This is a genomic window from Cytobacillus sp. NJ13 (assembly GCA_030348385.1).
In the GTDB taxonomy this organism is placed as follows: domain Bacteria; phylum Bacillota; class Bacilli; order Bacillales; family Cytobacillaceae; genus Cytobacillus.
The window spans coordinates 2,330,443-2,350,000 of record JAUCFP010000006.1 but is presented as its reverse complement, the minus strand read 5'-3'; the positions used below and the strand labels follow the sequence as shown (position 1 = coordinate 2,350,000).

The following is a 19,558-nucleotide window of genomic DNA, read 5'->3' as shown; positions in this document are numbered from 1 at the left end:
TCCACCGAATGCCTAAGGTTTCCTGAGGAAGGCTCGTCCGCTCAGGGTTAGTCGGGACCTAAGCCGAGGCTGAAAAGCGTAGGCGATGGACAACAGGTTGATATTCCTGTACCACCTCTTTACCGTTTGAGCAATGGGGGGACGCAGGAGGATAGGGTAAGCGCGCTGCTGGATTAGCGCGTCCAAGCAGTTAGGCCGGTAACGAGGCAAATCCCGTTACCACACAGGCTGAGCTGTGACGGCGAGGGAAATTTAGTACCGAAGTTCCTGATTCCACACTGCCAAGAAAAGCCTCTAGCGAGGGAAAAGGTGCCCGTACCGCAAACCGACACAGGTAGGCGAGGAGAGAATCCTAAGGTGAGCGAGAGAACTCTCGTTAAGGAACTCGGCAAAATGACCCCGTAACTTCGGGAGAAGGGGTGCTCATTAGGGTGCATAGCCCTGATGAGCCGCAGTGAATAGGCCCAGGCGACTGTTTAGCAAAAACACAGGTCTCTGCGAAGCCGCAAGGCGAAGTATAGGGGCTGACGCCTGCCCGGTGCTGGAAGGTTAAGAGGAGAGGTTAGCGCAAGCGAAGCTTTGAATCGAAGCCCCAGTAAACGGCGGCCGTAACTATAACGGTCCTAAGGTAGCGAAATTCCTTGTCGGGTAAGTTCCGACCCGCACGAAAGGCGTAACGATCTGGGCACTGTCTCAACGAGAGACTCGGTGAAATTATAGTACCTGTGAAGATGCAGGTTACCCGCGACAGGACGGAAAGACCCCGTGGAGCTTTACTGTAGCCTGATATTGAATTTTGGTACAGCTTGTACAGGATAGGTAGGAGCCTGAGAAGCCGGAGCGCCAGCTTCGGTGGAGGCGTCGGTGGGATACTACCCTGGCTGTATTGAAATTCTAACCCGCGCCCCTGATCGGGGCGGGAGACAGTGTCAGGTGGGCAGTTTGACTGGGGCGGTCGCCTCCTAAAAAGTAACGGAGGCGCCCAAAGGTTCCCTCAGAATGGTTGGAAATCATTCGCAGAGTGTAAAGGCACAAGGGAGCTTGACTGCGAGACCTACAAGTCGAGCAGGGACGAAAGTCGGGCTTAGTGATCCGGTGGTTCCGCATGGAAGGGCCATCGCTCAACGGATAAAAGCTACCCCGGGGATAACAGGCTTATCTCCCCCAAGAGTCCACATCGACGGGGAGGTTTGGCACCTCGATGTCGGCTCATCGCATCCTGGGGCTGTAGTCGGTCCCAAGGGTTGGGCTGTTCGCCCATTAAAGCGGTACGCGAGCTGGGTTCAGAACGTCGTGAGACAGTTCGGTCCCTATCCGTCGTGGGCGCAGGAAATTTGAGAGGAGCTGTCCTTAGTACGAGAGGACCGGGATGGACGCACCGCTGGTGTACCAGTTGTCTTGCCAAAGGCATCGCTGGGTAGCTATGTGCGGAAGGGATAAGTGCTGAAAGCATCTAAGCATGAAGCCCCCCTCGAGATGAGATTTCCCATAGCGTCAAGCTAGTAAGATCCCTGAAAGATGATCAGGTTGATAGGTCAGAGGTGGAAGCGTGGCGACATGTGGAGCTGACTGATACTAATCGATCGAGGACTTAACCAAGTCATTGGTGAATACTCGGCAAACACTTCTTCATGCATTATCTAGTTTTGAGGGAACGAAAAAAAGTAAATTTCCTCTTGAAAAATGATAAAAAGACGGTATAATAATACTTGTCTTTGAAAAATAGTCTGGTGGCGATGGCGAGAAGGTCACACCCGTTCCCATACCGAACACGGAAGTTAAGCTTCTCAGCGCCAATGGTAGTTAGGGGCTGTCCCCTTGTGAGAGTAGGACGCTGCCGGGCTGTTTTACAAATATCATTATTCCGCAGTAGCTCAGTGGTAGAGCATTCGGCTGTTAACCGAACGGTCGTAGGTTCGAATCCTACCTGCGGAGCCAAATGGAGAGCTGTCCGAGTGGCCGAAGGAGCACGATTGGAAATCGTGTATACGCTAACCGCGTATCAAGGGTTCAAATCCCTTGCTCTCCGCCATTATAATTTCACATTGGCCCCTTGGTCAAGCGGTTAAGACACCGCCCTTTCACGGCGGTAACACGGGTTCGAATCCCGTAGGGGTCACCATTTTGGAGGATTAGCTCAGCTGGGAGAGCATCTGCCTTACAAGCAGAGGGTCGGCGGTTCGATCCCGTCATCCTCCACCATATTATTGCCGCGGGGTGGAGCAGTCCGGTAGCTCGTCGGGCTCATAACCCGAAGGTCGCAGGTTCAAATCCTGCCCCCGCAATCTGGTCCGGTAGTTCAGTTGGTTAGAATGCCTGCCTGTCACGCAGGAGGTCGCGGGTTCGAGTCCCGTCCGGACCGCCATTTTTACAAAGTTAATTATATGTGGCTCAGTAGCTCAGCCGGTAGAGGATTTTAAAAGAATGCAGCTGCGAAGCTTCAGCATCATCGAATAGCATGCTTTTAAAATCTGCGACAAAGAACGCAGAGCTTTGAAGCACATGTGTCTAGCTTTAGGATTAATAATTTTATATGGCTCAGTAGCTCAGTCGGTAGAGCAAAGGACTGAAAATCCTTGTGTCGGCGGTTCGATTCCGTCCTGAGCCACCTTTATTGAATTGATTGGCCGGTGTAGCTCAATTGGTAGAGCAACTGACTTGTAATCAGTAGGTTGGGGGTTCAAGTCCTCTCGCCGGCACCATTTTTTTATGTTAATATGGAGGGGTAGCGAAGTGGCTAAACGCGGCGGACTGTAAATCCGCTCCTTCGGGTTCGGCAGTTCGAATCTGCCCCCCTCCACCATTTATATAGGGGTATAGTTTAATGGTAAAACGAAGGTCTCCAAAACCTTTGATGTGGGTTCGATTCCTACTACCCCTGCCAATATAATAATGGCGGCTGTGGCGAAGTGGTTAACGCATCGGATTGTGGCTCCGACACTCGTGGGTTCGATTCCCATCAGTCGCCCCATAATTTTAAAGTAACAGTACGAGCATAACTCTCATATAAATGTAATATGAATGATCAATGGGCTATAGCCAAGCGGTAAGGCACCGGACTTTGACTCCGTCACTCGCAGGTTCGAATCCTGCTAGCCCAGCCATTTTGCGGAAGTAGTTCAGTGGTAGAACATCACCTTGCCAAGGTGGGGGTCGCGGGTTCGAATCCCGTCTTCCGCTCCAGAATAATCTTTAATTTATGGCGGCATAGCCAAGTGGTAAGGCAGAGGTCTGCAAAACCTTTACCACCGGTTCGAATCCGGTTGCCGCCTCCATAATCTAATCTTGATTCGCTGATATACGCCGGGGTGGCGGAACTGGCAGACGCACAGGACTTAAAATCCTGCGGTAGGTGACTACCGTACCGGTTCGATTCCGGTCCTCGGCACCACAAGATTTTACTACATTTTAATATGCCGGTGTGGCGGAATTGGCAGACGCGCACGACTCAAAATCGTGTTCCTCTGGAGTGCCGGTTCGACCCCGGCCACCGGTATCTGAAAAACAGTTTCCCTTTTGGGAAACTGTTTTTTTGTGTGCGCCCGGCATGGGTGCAGTCTATAGGGTGCAAGTCCCGAGCCATGAAGGCAGTAGTAGTGGTTAGCTTAACGCAAGGGTGTCCGCGGTGACGCGGAATCTGAAGGAAGCGAGCGGCAAACCTCCGGTCTGAGGAACACGAACTTCATATAAGGCTAGGTACCATTGGATGAGTTTGCACATCAAAACGAAATCCTTACTGCCGAAGGTGGTACAGAGTAAATGGAGCAGATAGATGGAGGGAAAGACTGTACTCTTACCCGGGGAGGTCTGATTGAAACGCCAAGTACACTTGGTAACCTATCTAATGATAGATAGCTGAACAATTAGAAGTCAGCAGAGGTCATAGTACCTTACCAACTCGAGACGGTAAGGGAAGGACTGAACAATTAGGAAGAACGAGAAACTAGGCATACAATTCCTGTGTAGAAGCAGACAATCCGAAAGGACTTACTTGAAGGAGGAAGTGGTGAATCCACAGGGGACTTCATGAGGGTGGAGCAGGAATAACATAATTAGATTTCTACGTTCACGTCGAAAGGAAATATCACATGTTAATGGATCTGATTCTGTCACGGGAAAACTTAATAGAAGCACTTAAACGTGTGGAGAAGAACAAAGGGAGTCACGGCATAGATGGAATGTCCGTAAAATCCCTACGAAGACATCTTTATGAGAACTGGGACACCCTTTGTGACTCTTTAAGGAAAGGTACCTATCAACCTAACCCAGTCCGTCGAGTCGAAATCCCGAAATCGAACGGTGGAGTAAGGTTACTAGGAATACCTACCGTGACAGACCGGTTCATCCAACAGGCCATCGCCCAAGTTCTAACCCCGCTTTTTGACCCAACCTTCTCAGAACATAGTTATGGATTTAGACCAAAAAGAAGAGCTCACGACGCTGTTCGTAAAGCAAGGGAATTTATTAGTGAAGGTTATAGATGGGTGATTGACATGGACTTGGAGAAATTCTTTGACAAAGTGAATCATGATAAATTGATGGGGATAATGGCAAGTAAAATCCAAGACCGATTGGTCTTGAAATTGATACGGAAATATCTCCAAGCAGGAATCATGATAAATGGTGTAGTCCATGATGCAGAAGAAGGGACACCACAAGGAGGTCCTCTGAGCCCTCTTCTTTCGAATATCCTTCTGGATAAGCTCGATAAAGAGCTAGAAAAGAGAGGTCACAAGTTTGTCCGCTACGCCGATGATTGTAATATTTACATGAAATCGAAGAAAGCTGGAGAACGAGTGATGAACTCGATTACATGCTTCATTGAGCAGAAATTAAAGCTTAAAGTAAATAGAGAAAAATCAGCGGTTGATCGCCCGTGGAAACGAAAGTTCCTTGGCTTTAGCTTTACGTTTAATAAGATACCGAAGGTTCGAATAGCAAATGAAAGTATCAAAAAGCTTAAAACTAAAATAAGGGGGTTAACCTCCCGTTCTAAACCAATTCCTATGGAAGTTAGAATCGAGAAACTAAATCAATATCTAACGGGATGGTGTGGATATTTTGCATTGGCTGATACACCAAGTAAATTTAAAGAATTCGATGAGTGGATTAGAAGAAGACTTCGTATGATTGAATGGAAACAATGGAAGAAACCGAGGACAAGAGTAAGAAAACTCAAAGGTCTAGGTGTCACTGACCAAAAGGCATACGAATGGGGAAACTCCAGAAAGAAATATTGGAGAATAGCCTCTAGTCCAATTCTACACAAAACCCTCGATAACTCCTATTGGAGTAATCGAGGGCTTAAAAGTCTATATCAAAGATATGAATTTCTACGTCAAACTTAATTGAACCGCCGTATACCGAACGGTACGTACGGTGGTGTGAGAGGTCGGGGGTTAGTCACCCCCTCCTACTCGATTCATTAAGGGATAGTTGAGTTTATTTTTGAAGTGAGATCACTTTCCTTGTAATAATGCTGCTAGTTAGGCTGTAAGAAGTAATTATATAGGGTTCTGAACGAATCAGAGGGTGGTTTCGAAATGGCTTCTGAATTATTCGGAACCTATTTTTAAATTGTTTAATTAAATTATCTCTATCAGGAACTAAATTAATATTCTTCTTGATGACCGGTAAATAAAATGGGAGGAGTGCGTGTCCTTAGCAATATGAGAAGAGAAAGGGAACAGAAGAGTACTAATCATGCCCGTTCTTAACAATATGAAAAGAGGAAGGGAACGAAAGAGTAGTAATCATGCCGTTCTTGGCAATATGAGAAGAGGAAGGGAACGAAAGACTAGTAATCGTGCCCTTCCCTAGCAAAATATGAGGAGTAAGGGAACAAAAGGGCTTTACCCCGCTGCAAGAACATAATGAATGATAAAAACATTATTTGTAATGTGTTGATCTCCCAGTATTAATAAGGTCGAAATTATTTACCAGGGCCCTCCTTATGGTTTTCTTTGAGTGGATTGTTTTGCACCATTCTTGGATACTGGCGGTAGTAATCTTTTGTTCTGGAAATAGTAACTTATATTCATCTACACTTCTAGTAACTGCATGTGTAATATCTTCTATAATTCCACATTTTGGACATATCATATTTAATTTATTTAAAGGAGCTAAAAAGGTTTTGCAAGATAAACATGATATCCCCTTCTCAAGCCCCTCATAGGTATACTCCGGCCTCCTGTCAAAGGAAGTTTTCTCCAAATGCAACGACATTAGTGTTTCCGCTAGTTTAAAATGTATTTTATTTGGAGGCTGAGATTTCATTTTTAATTTGTCCATAAAACGGTTAATTTGTGCTGGAAATATAGCAGGAAAATTTATTGTGGAATGATATAGATGAAATTCGGGGTTAATAAAAATGAGAAGAGCTTTTAGAGGGGATTTACAGCCAAGTTCTTGGAGAAGTCTTCTCAGGAGGGATTCACTTCGCTGCAGCTGAAGCAGAGGGTTTTTTACTTCATTATTGGATGCAGTGTACCATCTGTCTTGTTCAATATAATAGTCTCCATCATAATTCTTTACTTCAAAAATGTAGACGCAGTCACCAGTAATCAAAAGTGAATCTATCTGGAAAATGGTATTTCTGTACTCCAGCAATAAGTCATTAATGATAATCCACTCATCAGGCAATTCCCCAAGCCGCTCATCAAACAGCTTCTCTCCAGTTAATCCTTTTTCTAAATTAAGAAAATGGCTGTAATCTTTAGAATGAAGTCGCATTTTTCTATTTAAACACCGAAGCAAGTTTAATTCCTCTGTTTCATTACGAGGCTTTAATATCATATTTTACATCCTTTCATTAATACATCTTAATTCTATGCAATATTTCCCATCCGGACAAGTACTTATGCTAAGACCAATTAGGATAATGTTTCAGAGAGGAAGAGGCATATGGGAAAGGAAACAATCGAAAGCGACCTATTTAAGCTGCCTAAATAGGAGAAAAGACAGCTCAGCTTGATGGGATTCGCATTTGGCGAACCGGGTCTTATGAGATTGCTCTGAAAATCAATGGCCAGCTGACTAGTGTTAGAAATGACCCAGCAAGTAAACGAGGAAATCCTAACTTAATTGCCAAGTTGAATTCAGTGTTAGAAGAACTGGGAATATAGACATTGACTTAAACCCTCACCTGATTGGGGGTTTTCTATTTGGAAAAATAGAAGTCAAAATATTGCACTATTTTAGTCAATTAAGTCACCTATATATGCAAACGGTTTCAAATATAATGTAGGAAAGCGTTTGCAAGAGATGAGGGGGCGGTGAAAAGAATTGGAGACAAAGGTTGAGATTCAGGATCCAGCAGTGAAGGCAGAGATTAAAACAGTATCCAGGAAAAAAGCAAATCTGAAAAAAACCCTAACATACAGTGCTTTTGTAGGGCCGGCATTAATTTTTTTCCTGGTGATTCAGATCATTCCTTTCTTGATGGGGATTTATTATTCTTTTACGTCCTGGAATGGCGTCAGTTCTGTGGTTGAATGGGTCGGACTTGAAAATTATATAAAGATTTTTAAGAATGATCCTAAGTTTTTTGATTCCTTTATTTTTACTACCAAGTTTATGTTAGCTTCGGTTATTATTAGTAATTTACTAGGTTTTGGGCTTGCATTATTATTGAACGCAGCATTGAAGTCCAGGAATTTATTGCGGACTGTGTTTTTCATTCCTAATGTTATCGGGGGATTATTGCTTGGGTTCATCTGGCAGTTTATTTTTGTAAAAGGGTTTGCTGCTATTGGAAATCTAACGGATCTTTCCGTTTTTAAGCTGCCATGGCTTGGAGATGAGACAACGGCATTCTGGGGAATTGTGATTGTGTTTGCCTGGCAGATCAGCGGATATATGATGGTTATTTATATTGCAGCTCTGCAGGGGGTTGATCAGACATTGCTGGAGGCTGCCAGGATCGATGGGGCATCAAGCTGGACACTTCTGACGAAAATTATTATTCCGCTTATTTTGCCGGCGTTTACGATTTGTTTCTTTTTAACTATTTCAATGGCATTTAAGATTTTCGACCTGAATATTTCACTGACAGGCGGAGGTCCATTTAATTCAACACAATCTGTTGCGATTAATATCTATCAGGAAGCATTCCAGAATAACCGGTATGGTCTGGGTACCGCGAAATCCATTTTGTTCTTCCTTGTTGTAGCTATTTTTACAACGGTTCAGGTTATGATGACCAAGAAAAGGGAGGTTGAGGCCTAATGAATCCCAGATATACGAAGGTTACGTTTCTGCTCGAGATTATCGGAATCGTATTAGGAGTCATATTCCTCATACCTTTTTATTTCGTGATCATCAATTCTGTAAAAGGCTTTGCAGATATTTTGATTGATGCTGCAGCGTGGCCGCAGGAGTTTTTATTCTCCAATTACTTGAAGGTATGGGATATTATTAATTTTCCGCGGGCCTTCTGGAATTCGCTTATAATTACGGTGATCAGCAATATTGGACTTGTTGTCATTAGTTCCATGGCTGCCTGGAAGATGGTCCGCACCCCGGGGAAATTCAGCAAAATCCTGTTTGCGTTATTTGTATCAGCAATGGTTATTCCATTCCAGACGGTCATGATACCGCTGATGAAGCTGGGAGGCACGCTGAATCTGACAAACAGCATACCTGGTCTCATCATTATGTATTTTGGTTTTGGTGTACCATTATCGCTTTTCCTTTATCACGGATTTATTAAAACAGTTCCAATAGAGATAGAAGAATCGGCTCGAATTGATGGGTGCAGCCAGTTTGGGGTCTTTTGGAGAATTGTTTTTCCGCTTCTAAAGCCAATCACTGTAACGGTTGTTATTTTAAATACATTGTGGATCTGGAATGATTATCTGCTGCCGCTTCTTGTGCTTCAGGATGCAGAACTTAGGACGATTCCTTTGGCTACAAGCTCATTCTTTGCACAATATACAAAGCAGTGGGACATGGGACTGGCCGCCCTTGTAATGGGCATTACCCCGGTGGTTATTTTCTTCCTGTTTCTGCAGAGGCATATTATTAAAGGCATTGCACAAGGTTCTATTAAATAGTTATAGAGACTTTTCCAGCCAAATGGTCTGTTAAAGTTTATATAAAAAATTATTCAGGGGGGAAACAATATGAAACGCTTTGCTCTATTACTGCTGTCATTGGTTCTGATGGCGGGCATTATGGCGGGCTGTTCTTCTTCAAGCTCTTCAGGGGATGAAAAGCCTAAGGATGATTCAAAGAATGAGGATGAAGTGGTAACACTGAATTTGTTCCAGTTTAAAGTGGAGATTGCCGATCAGCTTCAGGAAATGATCGGCGAATTCGAAAAAGAGCATCCAAATATTAAAGTAAAGCTTGAATCAGTCGGAGGCGGAGCCGATTATGGTGCCGCATTAAAAGCAAAGTTTGCATCCGGCGAACAGCCTGACATTTTTAACAATGGCGGATTTAAGGAATTGGAGCTTTGGAAAGAGCATCTTGCAGATCTTTCAAATGAGCCTTGGGCAGAGCATGTGCTTCCAATTGGAAAAGTTCCTATGACCGATACAGACGGCAAACTTTATGGAATGCCTGTAAACCTTGAAGGCTACGGTTTCATCTATAATAAGGATTTATTTGAAGAAGCAGGCATTACTGAACCACCTAATACGATTTCTGAACTGAAGGATGCTGCTAAAAAACTAAAAGAAAAAGGAATTACCCCTTTCTCTGCCGGTTACGGAGAGTGGTGGGTCATTGGCCAGCATTTATTAAATATTCCATTTGCACAGCAGGAAGATCCGGTGGCATTTATTGAAGGTCTATACAGCGGATCTGAAAAGATTACTGGCAATGATAAATTTAAAGAATTCAAAGAAGTGCTTGATACTGAAATTAATTTCGGAAATGAAAATCCATTAACAACAGATTACAATACGCAAGTGACGCTATTTGCTTCCGGCAAAACAGCTATGCTTCAGCAGGGGAACTGGACAGAAAACATGATTCTTGAAATCAACCCTGAAATTAATATGGGATTCCTCCCGATTCCGCTGACTGATGATGAAGCTGAAGCAGACCGTTTACCGGTAGGCGTTCCGAACAACTGGGTTCTTAATAAAAATTCAGAGCATCTTGAAGAAGCAAAATTATTCCTTGACTGGATGGTTTCTTCTGAAACAGGAAAGCGTTATATCACAGAAGAGTTTGCGTTCATTCCTGCCTTTGATAATATAGAGCCAACCGGTTTAGGGCCACTTGGCCAGCATATTCTTGAGTATTCTAAGGAAGAGAAAACTGTTCCTTGGACATGGTTCAGATGGCCGGATGGTGCAAATAAAGAGTTTGCTGCAACAATCCAGGAATACGCTGCAGGAAAGATTGACTATGATACGCTCATTGAACGCTTCCAGGCATCCTGGGATAATTTGAAATAAATTTGGTTAAACAGGAAGCATGTCTGCGGAAGATATGCTTTCTGTTTTATATTTTAATAATATGCAAAACCCCATAGCAAAAAGGCATCCCCAAAAAGGGAAGTTCGCTTTATACTATTGTAAAAGACAAAGCAGCGGGGGATGTAAATGTTCAAAAAGAGCATTAGGAATAAACTGATTGTTCTATTGATGGTAGCCACGATCGTTCCATTTGGGGCGTCTATTGTCATCACTTATTACCATACAGCGGAATCATTGAAAGACCAGGCCATTAAGGAAAATAGCAACCTATTATATCAAGGAAAAGTGAACCTGGAGGGTTACATAAATGAGCTGGACGGATTAACACTTTCCCTTTACAATAATCCAGGTTTAATAAACTTTTTAAGAGATCCCCAAAAGGAAAATAATTATCAGGCAGTGGAAGCTGTAAGAAATGTGATTTCTACGATACTGTATGCAGAAGAAAATATCAAAAGAGTCAACATTGCTGTTGCAAAGGAAGATCGTCTTATAACAGCTTCCAGGCGCTCTACAGTTATTTTTTCAAAGAAGCTGACAAATGCCAATCAGGAATTTTACGAAAAAGCCAAAGAAAGTCCAAGCAACATGTATCTTGAGCCTATTCATAAGATAAAGGAGCCTGAGGACAAAAAGCCTAAAAATGTAATAACGCTTCACAGATCTTTAATCAATATTCCATCAGATGATGTATTGGCATATATCTCACTGGAATTCTCACCAGATCAAATAACAAATATCAGCCGTAATCTTTATTCGGAGGAAAATGAAGAATTCTATATAATATCTCCTGAAGGTGATTTGATCTACCGTTCAACTGATGAAACTGATGAAACTGATGAAGGTACTAAAACGCCTGATTGGATCAATTGGGTAATCAGTACAAATAAAAAAAATGGCACGGTTGAATGGAAGGAAGGTTCATTCAACGGTGTCATGATATTCGATAAGTTATCGCAAAATTCTGGCGGATGGTATCTTGTTAAGCGTGTCCCATATACCACTTTATATGAAAGTGCATTCAGCGTGGCGAAAATCAATATAATGTTTGGCGTAATCGGACTCATCCTGGTTATTCTCGCCACTCTATTTATCTCTGTTAGAATCACCTCACCAATCAGAATCCTGCTGAAATATATTGATCAGGTTGAAAAGGGGAACCTTAATGTCCGTTTTCAATCTATTGGAAATGATGAGATTGGTTATCTCGGTGATCGATTTAAACAAATGATAGATAAAATTAATGATTTGATCAATCGTGAATATAAGCTTCAGCTTGAAAACAAGACCAATCAGCTAAAGGTTCTGCAGTCCCAGGTCAATCCGCATTTTTTATACAACGCATTGCAATCGATTGGAACAGCGGCCTTAAAAAATCAGGGTCCGCAGATTTATTCGTCTGTTACCCGCCTTTCTAAAATCATGCGTTACAGCATGAATATGGAGGAGGATATGGTTCCTCTTCAAAGAGAGATTGAACATACCAGGGCCTATCTCCTGCTGCAAAAAGAGCGGTTTGGTGATCAGCTTCAGTTCAGATTTCAGCTTGATGAAGATGCATTTGGGTTTCAGGTGCCGAAAATGATCTTACAGCCCATAGTGGAAAATTACTTTAAGCATGGCTTTGATGCGCGGGAAAAAACTGGAGAGGTTAGTATAACCTGCAGACAGGATGAATTTTATCTGGATATTCTAATCGAGGATAATGGGACAGGCGTCTCTGAGAGCAGGCTGGAGGAAATTCGATTGCATTTGATGAATGACAGGATAGGACAAAAGGGTGAGTTAACGAATATCGGACTGAAGAATGTTTATACCCGGTTAAAACTCTATTATGGCAATCGGGCATACCTGCAGCTTAAGAATCTTGAGCGAGGAGGGCTGCTTGTTTCTATTAAACTTCCAAAAAGGATGGAAGGTGGATAAGATGAAAGCAATTATTGTGGATGATGAAAAACATGTGAGGGAAGGTTTGATGCTTCTGGCGGATTGGAGCCGCTTTGGAATTGACACAATCATGGAGGCGGCAGATGGAAATGAGGCCATAAAGCTGATTAAAGAGCATCGCCCGGAAATCATATTCACTGATATGAGCATGCCAAAGAGAGATGGCATAAGCCTTTTAAAATGGATTCATTCTTCGGATCTATCCAGCAAGACGATTGTCGTCAGCGGATATGATGATTTTGACTATATGAGGAATGCCATCTGTTATAAAAGCTTTGATTATATCTTGAAGCCTATTGATCCTGAAATATTGAATGAAACCCTGGAGAAAGCCATAAATGAATGGAAACAGCAAAGTCCTCCAGGGGGATGCCAGCAGGAGCATGACGGGGAGCTGAATGTGATTCAGCAAATAGAAAAGTTTTTGCTGGAAAGCTATAACAAGGATATTAACCTGCAGGATATTGCAGACAGATTTTATTTAAGCAGGGAGTACATTTCCAGAAAGTTTAAACAGGAATATCAGGCTACCATAACGGATTTTATTACGAATGTCCGAATGAACAAGGCAAAAGAGCTTTTGCAGAACCCTAAATTAAAAATCTATGAAATTGCTTTCCAGGTCGGATATCAGGATGAAAAGTATTTTAGCAAAGTATTTAAAAAGACAGAGGGGATTTCCCCAAATGAATATAGAAGTATGAACTAACAGAAGGAGGAAGATCATGATCAACGTGCTTGTCTGGAATGAGAATCGTCATGAACAAAAGGATGAAAAGGTAAGGTCTGTCTATCCCGATGGTATTCACGGTGCCATTGCAGATTTATTTAATGAAGAAGATTATAAAGTAAAGACAGCTACATTGGATGAGCCTGAGCATGGACTTAGTGATGCTGTTTTACAGGAAACAGACGTTTTGGTCTGGTGGGGACATCTCGCGCATGGGGAAGTTGAGGATGCAATCGTTGAAAAAGTAAAACAAAGAGTGCTGGAGGGAATGGGGCTGATTGTCCTGCATTCCGGACATTTCTCTAAGATTTTTAAAGCATTGATGGGAACATCCTGTGATCTAAAGTGGAGAGAAGCTGATGAAAAGGAACGGATTTGGATTGTAGATCCGAGTCATCCCATTGCAGAAGGACTTGGGGAATATATTGAACTTGAAAAAGAAGAAATGTATGGGGAACATTTTGATATCCCTGCACCGGATGAACTTGTAATGGTGAGCTGGTTTGAAGGCGGGGAAGTTTTCCGGAGCGGCTGTACATACAGGCGCGGAAAAGGGAAAATCTTTTATTTTCGCCCAGGACATGAAACGTATCCAACTTATTATCATAAGGATGTTCAGCAGGTTATTAAAAATGCTGTTAAGTGGGCAAAGCCAGCTGATCTTCCCGTACCGGTCTATGGAAATGCGAAGCCATTGGAGAGAATCAGAGTGAGTCAAGAAGGAGTGGAAAATTAAGATGAAACAACTCAAAATTGGGATTATTGGATGCGGAAGTATAGCTAAGCATCGGCATATGCCTGAATATCATGCAAGCAGCGGGGCTGTCATTGCAGCGGTATGTGATATTAATGAAGAGCGTGCAAATGCGTTTGCCGGCTTGTATGGGGCGAAGGTGTACACCGATTATAGAGAATTGTTGGCTAATCCGGATATAGATGCTGTGAGTGTCTGCACCCCGAACACCCTGCATGCCCCCATTTCAGCTGCAGCATTAGACGCAGGCAAGCATGTATTATGTGAAAAGCCAATGGCAACTTCTAAGGAAGAGGCAGAGGACATGATTGAAGCAGCCCTTAAAAATGGAAAGAAGTTAATGATTGCTCATAATCAGCGCTTTGTTCCATCTCATAAAAAAGCAAAGGAATTGATTGCAAAAGGTGAAGCGGGAAAAATCTATAGTTTCCGGACAGCCTTTGGCCACGGCGGACCAGAGGGATGGAGTGCAGATGGCAAAGAAAGCTGGTTCTTCAAAAAAGATCAGGCTTTTATTGGCGCCATGGGCGACCTTGGTGTACATAAGACCGACTTGCTGCGTTATCTGCTGGGAGAAGAGTTTGCTGAGGTAGGAGCATTTGTAGAGACAAGTGCCAAGATTGGTGCTGATGTCGATGATACAGCGGTATGCGTTTTGAAAACGGAAAGCGGTGTGATCGGTACATTGGCTGCAAGCTGGTCTTATGTCTCAAAAGAAGACAATTCCACCATTATTTATGGAGAAAAGGCAATTTTGAGATTAGAGGATGATCCGGTGCATTCTCTCGTTGTTCAGTATGCAAACGGTGAAACAGTGAAGTACGAACTCGGCGGGATCCAGACAAATGAAGAAGGAGGACAAAAGAATTCAGGCGTTATTGATCATTTTGTTGAAAGTATCTTAAATGAACAGGAGCCTGCGATTCCTGGTTCCGAGGGAATGAAGTCGCTCCAAGTGATACTTGCTGCGCTGCAGTCAAGCGAAACAAAGCAGATTGTCAGAATTAATTGAGGTGCAACAATGAAGAAACTTCGGATCGGAATTATCGGTGCTGGCGGAATAGCCCAGTCCAGGCATATTCCTGTTTTATTAAAATTATCGGATCGTGCTACCATAACAGCTATTTGCGATGTGAATGAAGATACTGCACAACTGGCTGCAAAGAAGTTTGGAATTAGAAGCGTTTTTACAGATTATAAAGAAGTATTCAATGAAACTGATGCCGTAGTTATTTGTACACCGAATAAGTTTCATGCTGAGATTACGGCTGCTGCGATGGATGCTGGGCTGCATGTGTTGTGTGAGAAGCCGATGGCCATGACAGCAGAAGAATGCAGGAAAATGATAGAGGCCAGAGACAGGTCGGGAAAGGTTTTGGCCATTGCCTACCACTACCGGTTTATGAAAGAGGCTCAGGCTGCCAAAAAACTCATTTCAGAAGATGAAATTGGCCTTCCATTTGCAGCCAGGACACGAGCGATGAGAAGAAGAAAGGTGCCGGGATGGGGTGTTTTCACCAATAAGGAACTTCAGGGCGGAGGAAGTTTGATTGATTATGGGTGCCACTTGCTTGACCTCTCGCTTTGGCTTCTGGGAAACCCGGAGGAAACCGAGGTTTCCGGTACAGCTTATAATACATTGAGCAGAATGCCTGAGCAGGTGAATCTATGGGGAAGTTTTGACCATCAAACCTTTAATGTCGATGATCATGTGACTGCTTACATAAAATTTGTGAATGGCGCATCCCTGCTTTTTGAAACCTCATGGTCGGCCAATATCGAACGGGATGATGAAAGACTCAGCCTTTCAGGGAAGGATGGAGGAATAGATTTATTCCCATTCAGTTTGAACCAATCCAAACATGGAATGCTGCTTAATACACGCTCAGAATGGCTGCCAGGGGAGGATGACTATGCTTTGGCACAGGCACGGAACTTTATTGCCAGCTGTTTGGGGTGTGAAGAATTTATAGTTAAAGCGGAAGAAGCACTGCAGACAACCAGAATTATTGATGCGATTTATAAAAGCAGTGAAATGGGCAGAAGAGAAATTTTTTAGAAGACAGGAGGGAATTTGATGAAGCTCGGCGTATTTACCGTTTTATTTGCTGAGAAAAATTTTGAAGAAATGCTTGATCATGTGAAAGCTGCAGGGCTTAAGGCTGTTGAAATCGGAACGGGAGCATATCCCGGAAACGCTCACTGCAGCCTGCACGAGCTTTTAGAAAGTAAAGAACTCCGGGATGATTACCTGAACAAAGTTTTATCAAGAGGGCTTGAAATCAGCGCATTCAGCTGCCATGGCAATCCGATTTCACCTGATATAGCATTTGCAGAGGAATCGGACCGCGTTTTATATGACACGATTAAGTTAGCCAGCTTAATGAATGTTCCGGTTGTTAACTGTTTCTCCGGCACTGCAGGTGAAGGGGAAGGGGCCAAGCATCCGAATTGGCCGGTTGCGCCATGGCCGAATGAGTATGGAGAAGTGCTGAAATGGCAATGGGAGGAGAAACTCATTCCTTACTGGAAGAAAGCCGGACAATTTGCAAAAGACCATAATGTGAAAATTGGTCTTGAACTCCATGGCGGATTCCTTGTCCACACTCCTTATACACTTCTAAAATTAAGGGAAGAAACTTGTGACGCCATTGGAGCCAATCTGGATCCAAGCCATTTATGGTGGCAGGGAATCGACCCTGTAGCAGCAATAAAGATTCTGGGAAAAGAAAATGCCATTCATCATTTTCATGCAAAAGATACTTATATTGATCAGGAAAATGTTAATATGTACGGTTTAACGGATATGCAGCCGTATGGCAATGTCCAGACCAGGGCGTGGACCTTCAGGTCAGTAGGCTGCGGACATAGCCTGCAGGAATGGTCTGATATGATGAGCGCTTTGCGTACATTTGGGTATGATTACATTGTCAGCATTGAACACGAAGATCCGCTTATGTCTATAGAAGAAGGATTTAAAAGGGCAGTCAGGAACCTTAAATCGATCTTAATCGAAGAGCAGCCTTCAGAAATGTGGTGGGTGTAAACATATTTAGCAGGGGAGGATTTTAATCCTTTCCTGCGTTTTCGACAAATTTCTCAAAAAGGGTTGACCATTCTGGCTGAATTTAGTACTATTAAGTAGTTGATTCGACACATTGTTTATTTTGCTGTTGATAAAAATCGACATAGGATTTAGTCATAATTTCATTAATGATTGAGTATATATTCACAAATGCGGGTGTAGTTTAGTGGTAAAACCTCAGCCACGAGCCAACACATCTATGAATCAGCTCCGAGTTGCCTCGACGCATAGGCTTCCTTGAATAATCTTTTAGAGGAAGAGGCATGCAAGAACCGGAAAAAAGTCAGTAGTCAGTAACTTTATTCAAATGCGGGTGTAGTTTAGTGGTAAAACCTCAGCCACGAGCCAACACATCCATGAATCAGCTCCGAGTTGCCTCGACGCATAGGCTTCCTTGAATAATCTTTTAGAGGAAGAGGCATGCAAGAACGGGGAAAAAGTCAGTAGTCAGTAACTTTATTCAAATGCGGGTGTAGTTTAGTGGTAAAACCTCAGCCTTCCAAGCTGATGATGAGGGTTCGATTCCCTTCACCCGCTCCATACATAGCCAACGCAGTGTTTCGTTCAAAAAGAACGGGGTATTGCGTTTTTTCATTTTCTTGGCTATTATGCAAAAAATCGGGCGGCATCCGCAGATTCCACTCGATTTTTTATAAACTTGTTTAACATCCAATTACCTTAAAGTTTCCTTCTCCTCCATGAACTTGAGTGTACATGTTCATTAATGACTCAACCATTTTTTCAGCCTTTTCCATTTCCAGAGAAGGGCGCAGATAAACAATTTGAACGGCATTTTTAGTCTGTTCCGTCACCGCTGTCCTTTCAGAGTCGACAAACGGACTGCCAAATGGCCCTGCCGCATCTTCACTAATAATTAAATTGGCAAGCGAATTGGGTCTTCCGTTTAAACCGTTATATTCTTCGCCTCCTTTGCCTAACCTGATAGTCAGATTGCCTAAAAGCTTATCGGCGTCATACACGCCAATCGGTATTTGATATTCCAGGGAAAAGAAATTGTTAATATCTATGGAGCTGTTGACCGGCTGCAGATAATTTTGTTTTTTAATTCTTCTGTATAGTGCTTCTGCAGAGTGGCGGTAGCGATTTGGATCCTTGCCTGCTGTTTTGAAAATCCGTCTCCATTCTCTGATCCCATCAAATTCTGTAACACTTTTGTTCTCTAAATCAAAATAAATAGATTCCTGAAATAATTGGAGTCTGCCCTTTACCATTTGAGGAGATTGCCCGACTTCGATATTTTTATATGTAATGAATCCAATTTTAAATTGGGGAAATAACCTGCACAACTCTGGATCAATCATAATTTCCAAGCTTTCCACCTCCAAAATTACTTTAAAATAGTTTATCATAATAAGCGGTGATTCAATAAATTAAAGACTTTCATATAAATATAATTTTCCATGAAAGGAGGTTATAAAATGAATTTTGCGCTTTTTCAGCAGGAAGTGATTGAATACAGCAAAACAATTGGCATAGATAAAATCGGTTTTACAGAAGCCAGTACTTTTGATGAGATGAAAAATAGACTGATTCGCCAGCAGGAACTTCAATATCAATCAGGATTTGAAGAGCCGGATATTGAGAAGAGGGTGAATCCCGGCCTGCTAATGGACAAGCCCAGGTCCATTATCTCAATTGCTGTTGCTTATCCTTCCAAAATGAAGGTCAGAGTTGTCAGCAAAAGAGGTGAAAGAAGAGGGATTTTCTGCCGCGCTTCATGGGGGAAAGACTATCATCATATCCTGAGGGAGCGTCTTCAGAAGCTTGAAGAATTCATTCAGTCAAGAATTCCTGAGGCGATATGCAAATCCATGGTGGATACAGGTGAGCTGGTCGATCGGGCCGTAGCACAGCGTGCCGGAATTGGCTGGAGCGGAAAAAACTGTTCCATCATCACACCGGAATTCGGATCGTATGTCTATCTCGGAGAAATGATAACGAATCTGCCTTTTGAGCCGGATAAACCAATGGAAGACAGATGCGGAAGCTGCAATAAATGTGTTGACGTCTGTCCGACTGGAGCTTTAATTCAGGGAGGTCAGCTTGATGCACAGAAATGCATAGCGTTTTTGACACAGACAAAAGGCTTTCTTGCAGAGCCGTATAGAGAAAAACTTGGGAACAGACTTTATGGATGCGATACCTGTCAAACCGTATGCCCCGAAAATAAAGGCAAGGATTTTCATCTGCACGAAGAAATGGAGCCGGATCCTGAAGTGGCAAAGCCTCTTTTAAGGCCGCTTCTATTTATCAGCAACCGTGAATTTAAAGAAAAGTATGGCCCGGTTTCAGGCTCCTGGAGAGGGAAAAAGCCGATCCAGCGAAATGCCATTATCGCCTTGGCTCATTACAAAGACGAAACAGCTGTAAAAGATCTGATTAAAGTCATGACAGAAGATCCTAGGCCGGTGATCCGTGGAACGGCTGCCTGGGCACTGGGGAAAATTGGCGGTGAGGAATCGCTGGCTGCCCTGGGACAGGCTTTGCAGCAGGAAAAAGACGGAGAGGTCATTTCTGAGATTGAAAAAGGTTTAAGTTTTATTGAACAATGATGAGGGCGAAATCTCCCTCTTTTTTTTATGGACACATAG

At 43.1% G+C, this 19,558-nt stretch carries 13 protein-coding genes, 17 tRNA genes and 2 rRNA genes (1 of these 32 cut by a window edge); 30 read left to right on the top strand and 2 right to left on the bottom strand.

Features of this window, described 5'->3' with window-relative positions:
• The 19 genes from QUF73_11515 to ltrA form a co-directional block, all read left to right on the top strand.
• Nucleotides 1-1,599: ribosomal RNA gene (locus tag QUF73_11515) — 23S ribosomal RNA — on the top strand (it extends 1,337 nt beyond the left edge of the window).
• Between the two features lie 127 nt (nt 1,600-1,726).
• A 5S ribosomal RNA gene (rrf, locus tag QUF73_11510) occupies nt 1,727-1,843 on the top strand.
• A 20-nt stretch (nt 1,844-1,863) separates the two neighbouring features.
• Nucleotides 1,864-1,938: transfer RNA gene (locus tag QUF73_11505), tRNA-Asn, on the top strand.
• Nucleotides 1,939-1,941: 3 nt separating this feature from the next.
• Nucleotides 1,942-2,032 (top strand) — tRNA-Ser (locus QUF73_11500).
• Nucleotides 2,033-2,047: 15 nt separating this feature from the next.
• Nucleotides 2,048-2,122 (top strand) — tRNA-Glu (locus QUF73_11495).
• 4 nt (nt 2,123-2,126) lie between these two features.
• Nucleotides 2,127-2,202, top strand: a tRNA-Val gene (locus QUF73_11490).
• Nucleotides 2,203-2,211: 9 nt separating this feature from the next.
• A tRNA-Met gene (locus QUF73_11485) sits at nt 2,212-2,285 on the top strand.
• A 3-nt stretch (nt 2,286-2,288) separates the two neighbouring features.
• Nucleotides 2,289-2,365: transfer RNA gene (locus QUF73_11480), tRNA-Asp, on the top strand.
• 170 nt (nt 2,366-2,535) lie between these two features.
• Nucleotides 2,536-2,608 (top strand) — tRNA-Phe (locus QUF73_11475).
• 18 nt (nt 2,609-2,626) lie between these two features.
• Nucleotides 2,627-2,702, top strand: a tRNA-Thr gene (locus QUF73_11470).
• 17 nt (nt 2,703-2,719) lie between these two features.
• A tRNA-Tyr gene (locus QUF73_11465) sits at nt 2,720-2,803 on the top strand.
• A 7-nt stretch (nt 2,804-2,810) separates the two neighbouring features.
• A tRNA-Trp gene (locus QUF73_11460) sits at nt 2,811-2,884 on the top strand.
• Between the two features lie 11 nt (nt 2,885-2,895).
• Nucleotides 2,896-2,971 (top strand) — tRNA-His (locus tag QUF73_11455).
• 58 nt (nt 2,972-3,029) lie between these two features.
• Nucleotides 3,030-3,104: transfer RNA gene (locus QUF73_11450), tRNA-Gln, on the top strand.
• 4 nt (nt 3,105-3,108) lie between these two features.
• Nucleotides 3,109-3,183: transfer RNA gene (locus tag QUF73_11445), tRNA-Gly, on the top strand.
• Nucleotides 3,184-3,201: 18 nt separating this feature from the next.
• A tRNA-Cys gene (locus tag QUF73_11440) sits at nt 3,202-3,275 on the top strand.
• Nucleotides 3,276-3,302: 27 nt separating this feature from the next.
• Nucleotides 3,303-3,391 (top strand) — tRNA-Leu (locus QUF73_11435).
• Between the two features lie 24 nt (nt 3,392-3,415).
• Nucleotides 3,416-3,496 (top strand) — tRNA-Leu (locus QUF73_11430).
• A gap of 592 nt (nt 3,497-4,088) precedes the next feature.
• Complete coding sequence (gene ltrA / locus QUF73_11425) at nt 4,089-5,348, top strand: group II intron reverse transcriptase/maturase (protein ID MDM5226833.1); 1,260 nt, start codon at nt 4,089-4,091, stop codon at nt 5,346-5,348.
• Between the two features lie 541 nt (nt 5,349-5,889).
• Here the strand turns inward: ltrA and QUF73_11420 are convergent.
• The gene (locus QUF73_11420; GenBank protein ID MDM5226832.1) at nt 5,890-6,795 is read right to left on the bottom strand and encodes a nuclease-related domain-containing protein; all 906 of its coding nucleotides are present in this window, start codon (nt 6,793-6,795) and stop codon (nt 5,890-5,892) included.
• 489 nt (nt 6,796-7,284) lie between these two features.
• Here QUF73_11420 and QUF73_11415 point away from each other — a divergent pair, with 489 nt between their 5' ends.
• The 10 genes from QUF73_11415 (at nt 7,285) to QUF73_11370 (ending at nt 17,486) form a co-directional block, all read left to right on the top strand.
• Entirely contained in the window at nt 7,285-8,226 is a 942-nt protein-coding gene (locus QUF73_11415; protein MDM5226831.1) for a sugar ABC transporter permease, read from the top strand.
• Complete coding sequence (locus QUF73_11410) at nt 8,226-9,053, top strand: carbohydrate ABC transporter permease (protein MDM5226830.1); 828 nt, start codon at nt 8,226-8,228, stop codon at nt 9,051-9,053. The genes QUF73_11415 and QUF73_11410 overlap by 1 nt, the downstream gene beginning before the upstream one ends.
• Before the next feature lie 69 nt (nt 9,054-9,122).
• The gene (locus QUF73_11405; GenBank protein ID MDM5226829.1) at nt 9,123-10,409 is read left to right on the top strand and encodes an ABC transporter substrate-binding protein; all 1,287 of its coding nucleotides are present in this window, start codon (nt 9,123-9,125) and stop codon (nt 10,407-10,409) included.
• Nucleotides 10,410-10,556: 147 nt separating this feature from the next.
• Nucleotides 10,557-12,356 (top strand): sensor histidine kinase, encoded by a 1,800-nt coding sequence (locus tag QUF73_11400; GenBank protein ID MDM5226828.1) that lies wholly within the window; start codon nt 10,557-10,559, stop codon nt 12,354-12,356.
• A 1-nt stretch (nt 12,357) separates the two neighbouring features.
• Nucleotides 12,358-13,086 carry a response regulator gene (locus tag QUF73_11395; protein ID MDM5226827.1) on the top strand — a complete coding sequence of 243 codons (729 nt, stop codon included), beginning with the start codon at nt 12,358-12,360 and terminating at the stop codon, nt 13,084-13,086.
• A gap of 16 nt (nt 13,087-13,102) precedes the next feature.
• Entirely contained in the window at nt 13,103-13,843 is a 741-nt protein-coding gene (locus QUF73_11390; GenBank protein ID MDM5226826.1) for a ThuA domain-containing protein, read from the top strand.
• Nucleotide 13,844: 1 nt separating this feature from the next.
• Nucleotides 13,845-14,873, top strand: a complete 1,029-nt coding sequence (locus QUF73_11385; GenBank protein MDM5226825.1) for a Gfo/Idh/MocA family oxidoreductase — start codon at nt 13,845-13,847, stop codon at nt 14,871-14,873.
• 9 nt (nt 14,874-14,882) lie between these two features.
• Nucleotides 14,883-15,920, top strand: a complete 1,038-nt coding sequence (locus tag QUF73_11380) for a Gfo/Idh/MocA family oxidoreductase (protein ID MDM5226824.1) — start codon at nt 14,883-14,885, stop codon at nt 15,918-15,920.
• A gap of 18 nt (nt 15,921-15,938) precedes the next feature.
• A complete protein-coding gene (locus QUF73_11375; GenBank protein MDM5226823.1) occupies nt 15,939-16,907 on the top strand; it encodes a sugar phosphate isomerase/epimerase in 969 nt (322 codons plus the stop codon).
• A 505-nt stretch (nt 16,908-17,412) separates the two neighbouring features.
• Nucleotides 17,413-17,486 (top strand) — tRNA-Gly (locus QUF73_11370).
• A 122-nt stretch (nt 17,487-17,608) separates the two neighbouring features.
• Here QUF73_11370 and QUF73_11365 read toward each other — a convergent pair.
• Nucleotides 17,609-18,277 (bottom strand): phenylalanine--tRNA ligase beta subunit-related protein, encoded by a 669-nt coding sequence (locus tag QUF73_11365; protein MDM5226822.1) that lies wholly within the window; start codon nt 18,275-18,277, stop codon nt 17,609-17,611.
• A gap of 108 nt (nt 18,278-18,385) precedes the next feature.
• On the opposite strand from QUF73_11365, the gene queG reads away from it, so the two are divergent.
• Nucleotides 18,386-19,519, top strand: a complete 1,134-nt coding sequence (queG, locus tag QUF73_11360) for a tRNA epoxyqueuosine(34) reductase QueG (GenBank protein MDM5226821.1) — start codon at nt 18,386-18,388, stop codon at nt 19,517-19,519.
• The last annotated feature ends 39 nt before the right edge of the window (nt 19,520-19,558 follow it).

Bases quoted from the DNA above. Each gene is read 5' to 3' on its own strand.
- ltrA (MDM5226833.1), top strand. From the start codon at position 4,089: ATGTTAATGGATCTGATTCTGTCACGGGAAAACTTAATAGAAGCACTT.
- QUF73_11420 (MDM5226832.1), bottom strand. From the start codon at position 6,795: ATGATATTAAAGCCTCGTAATGAAACAGAGGAATTAAACTTGCTTCGG.
- QUF73_11410 (MDM5226830.1), top strand. From the start codon at position 8,226: ATGAATCCCAGATATACGAAGGTTACGTTTCTGCTCGAGATTATCGGA.
- QUF73_11405 (MDM5226829.1), top strand. From the start codon at position 9,123: ATGAAACGCTTTGCTCTATTACTGCTGTCATTGGTTCTGATGGCGGGC.
- QUF73_11400 (MDM5226828.1), top strand. From the start codon at position 10,557: ATGTTCAAAAAGAGCATTAGGAATAAACTGATTGTTCTATTGATGGTA.
- QUF73_11395 (MDM5226827.1), top strand. From the start codon at position 12,358: ATGAAAGCAATTATTGTGGATGATGAAAAACATGTGAGGGAAGGTTTG.
- QUF73_11390 (MDM5226826.1), top strand. From the start codon at position 13,103: ATGATCAACGTGCTTGTCTGGAATGAGAATCGTCATGAACAAAAGGAT.
- QUF73_11385 (MDM5226825.1), top strand. From the start codon at position 13,845: ATGAAACAACTCAAAATTGGGATTATTGGATGCGGAAGTATAGCTAAG.
- QUF73_11380 (MDM5226824.1), top strand. From the start codon at position 14,883: ATGAAGAAACTTCGGATCGGAATTATCGGTGCTGGCGGAATAGCCCAG.
- QUF73_11375 (MDM5226823.1), top strand. From the start codon at position 15,939: ATGAAGCTCGGCGTATTTACCGTTTTATTTGCTGAGAAAAATTTTGAA.
- queG (MDM5226821.1), top strand. From the start codon at position 18,386: ATGAATTTTGCGCTTTTTCAGCAGGAAGTGATTGAATACAGCAAAACA.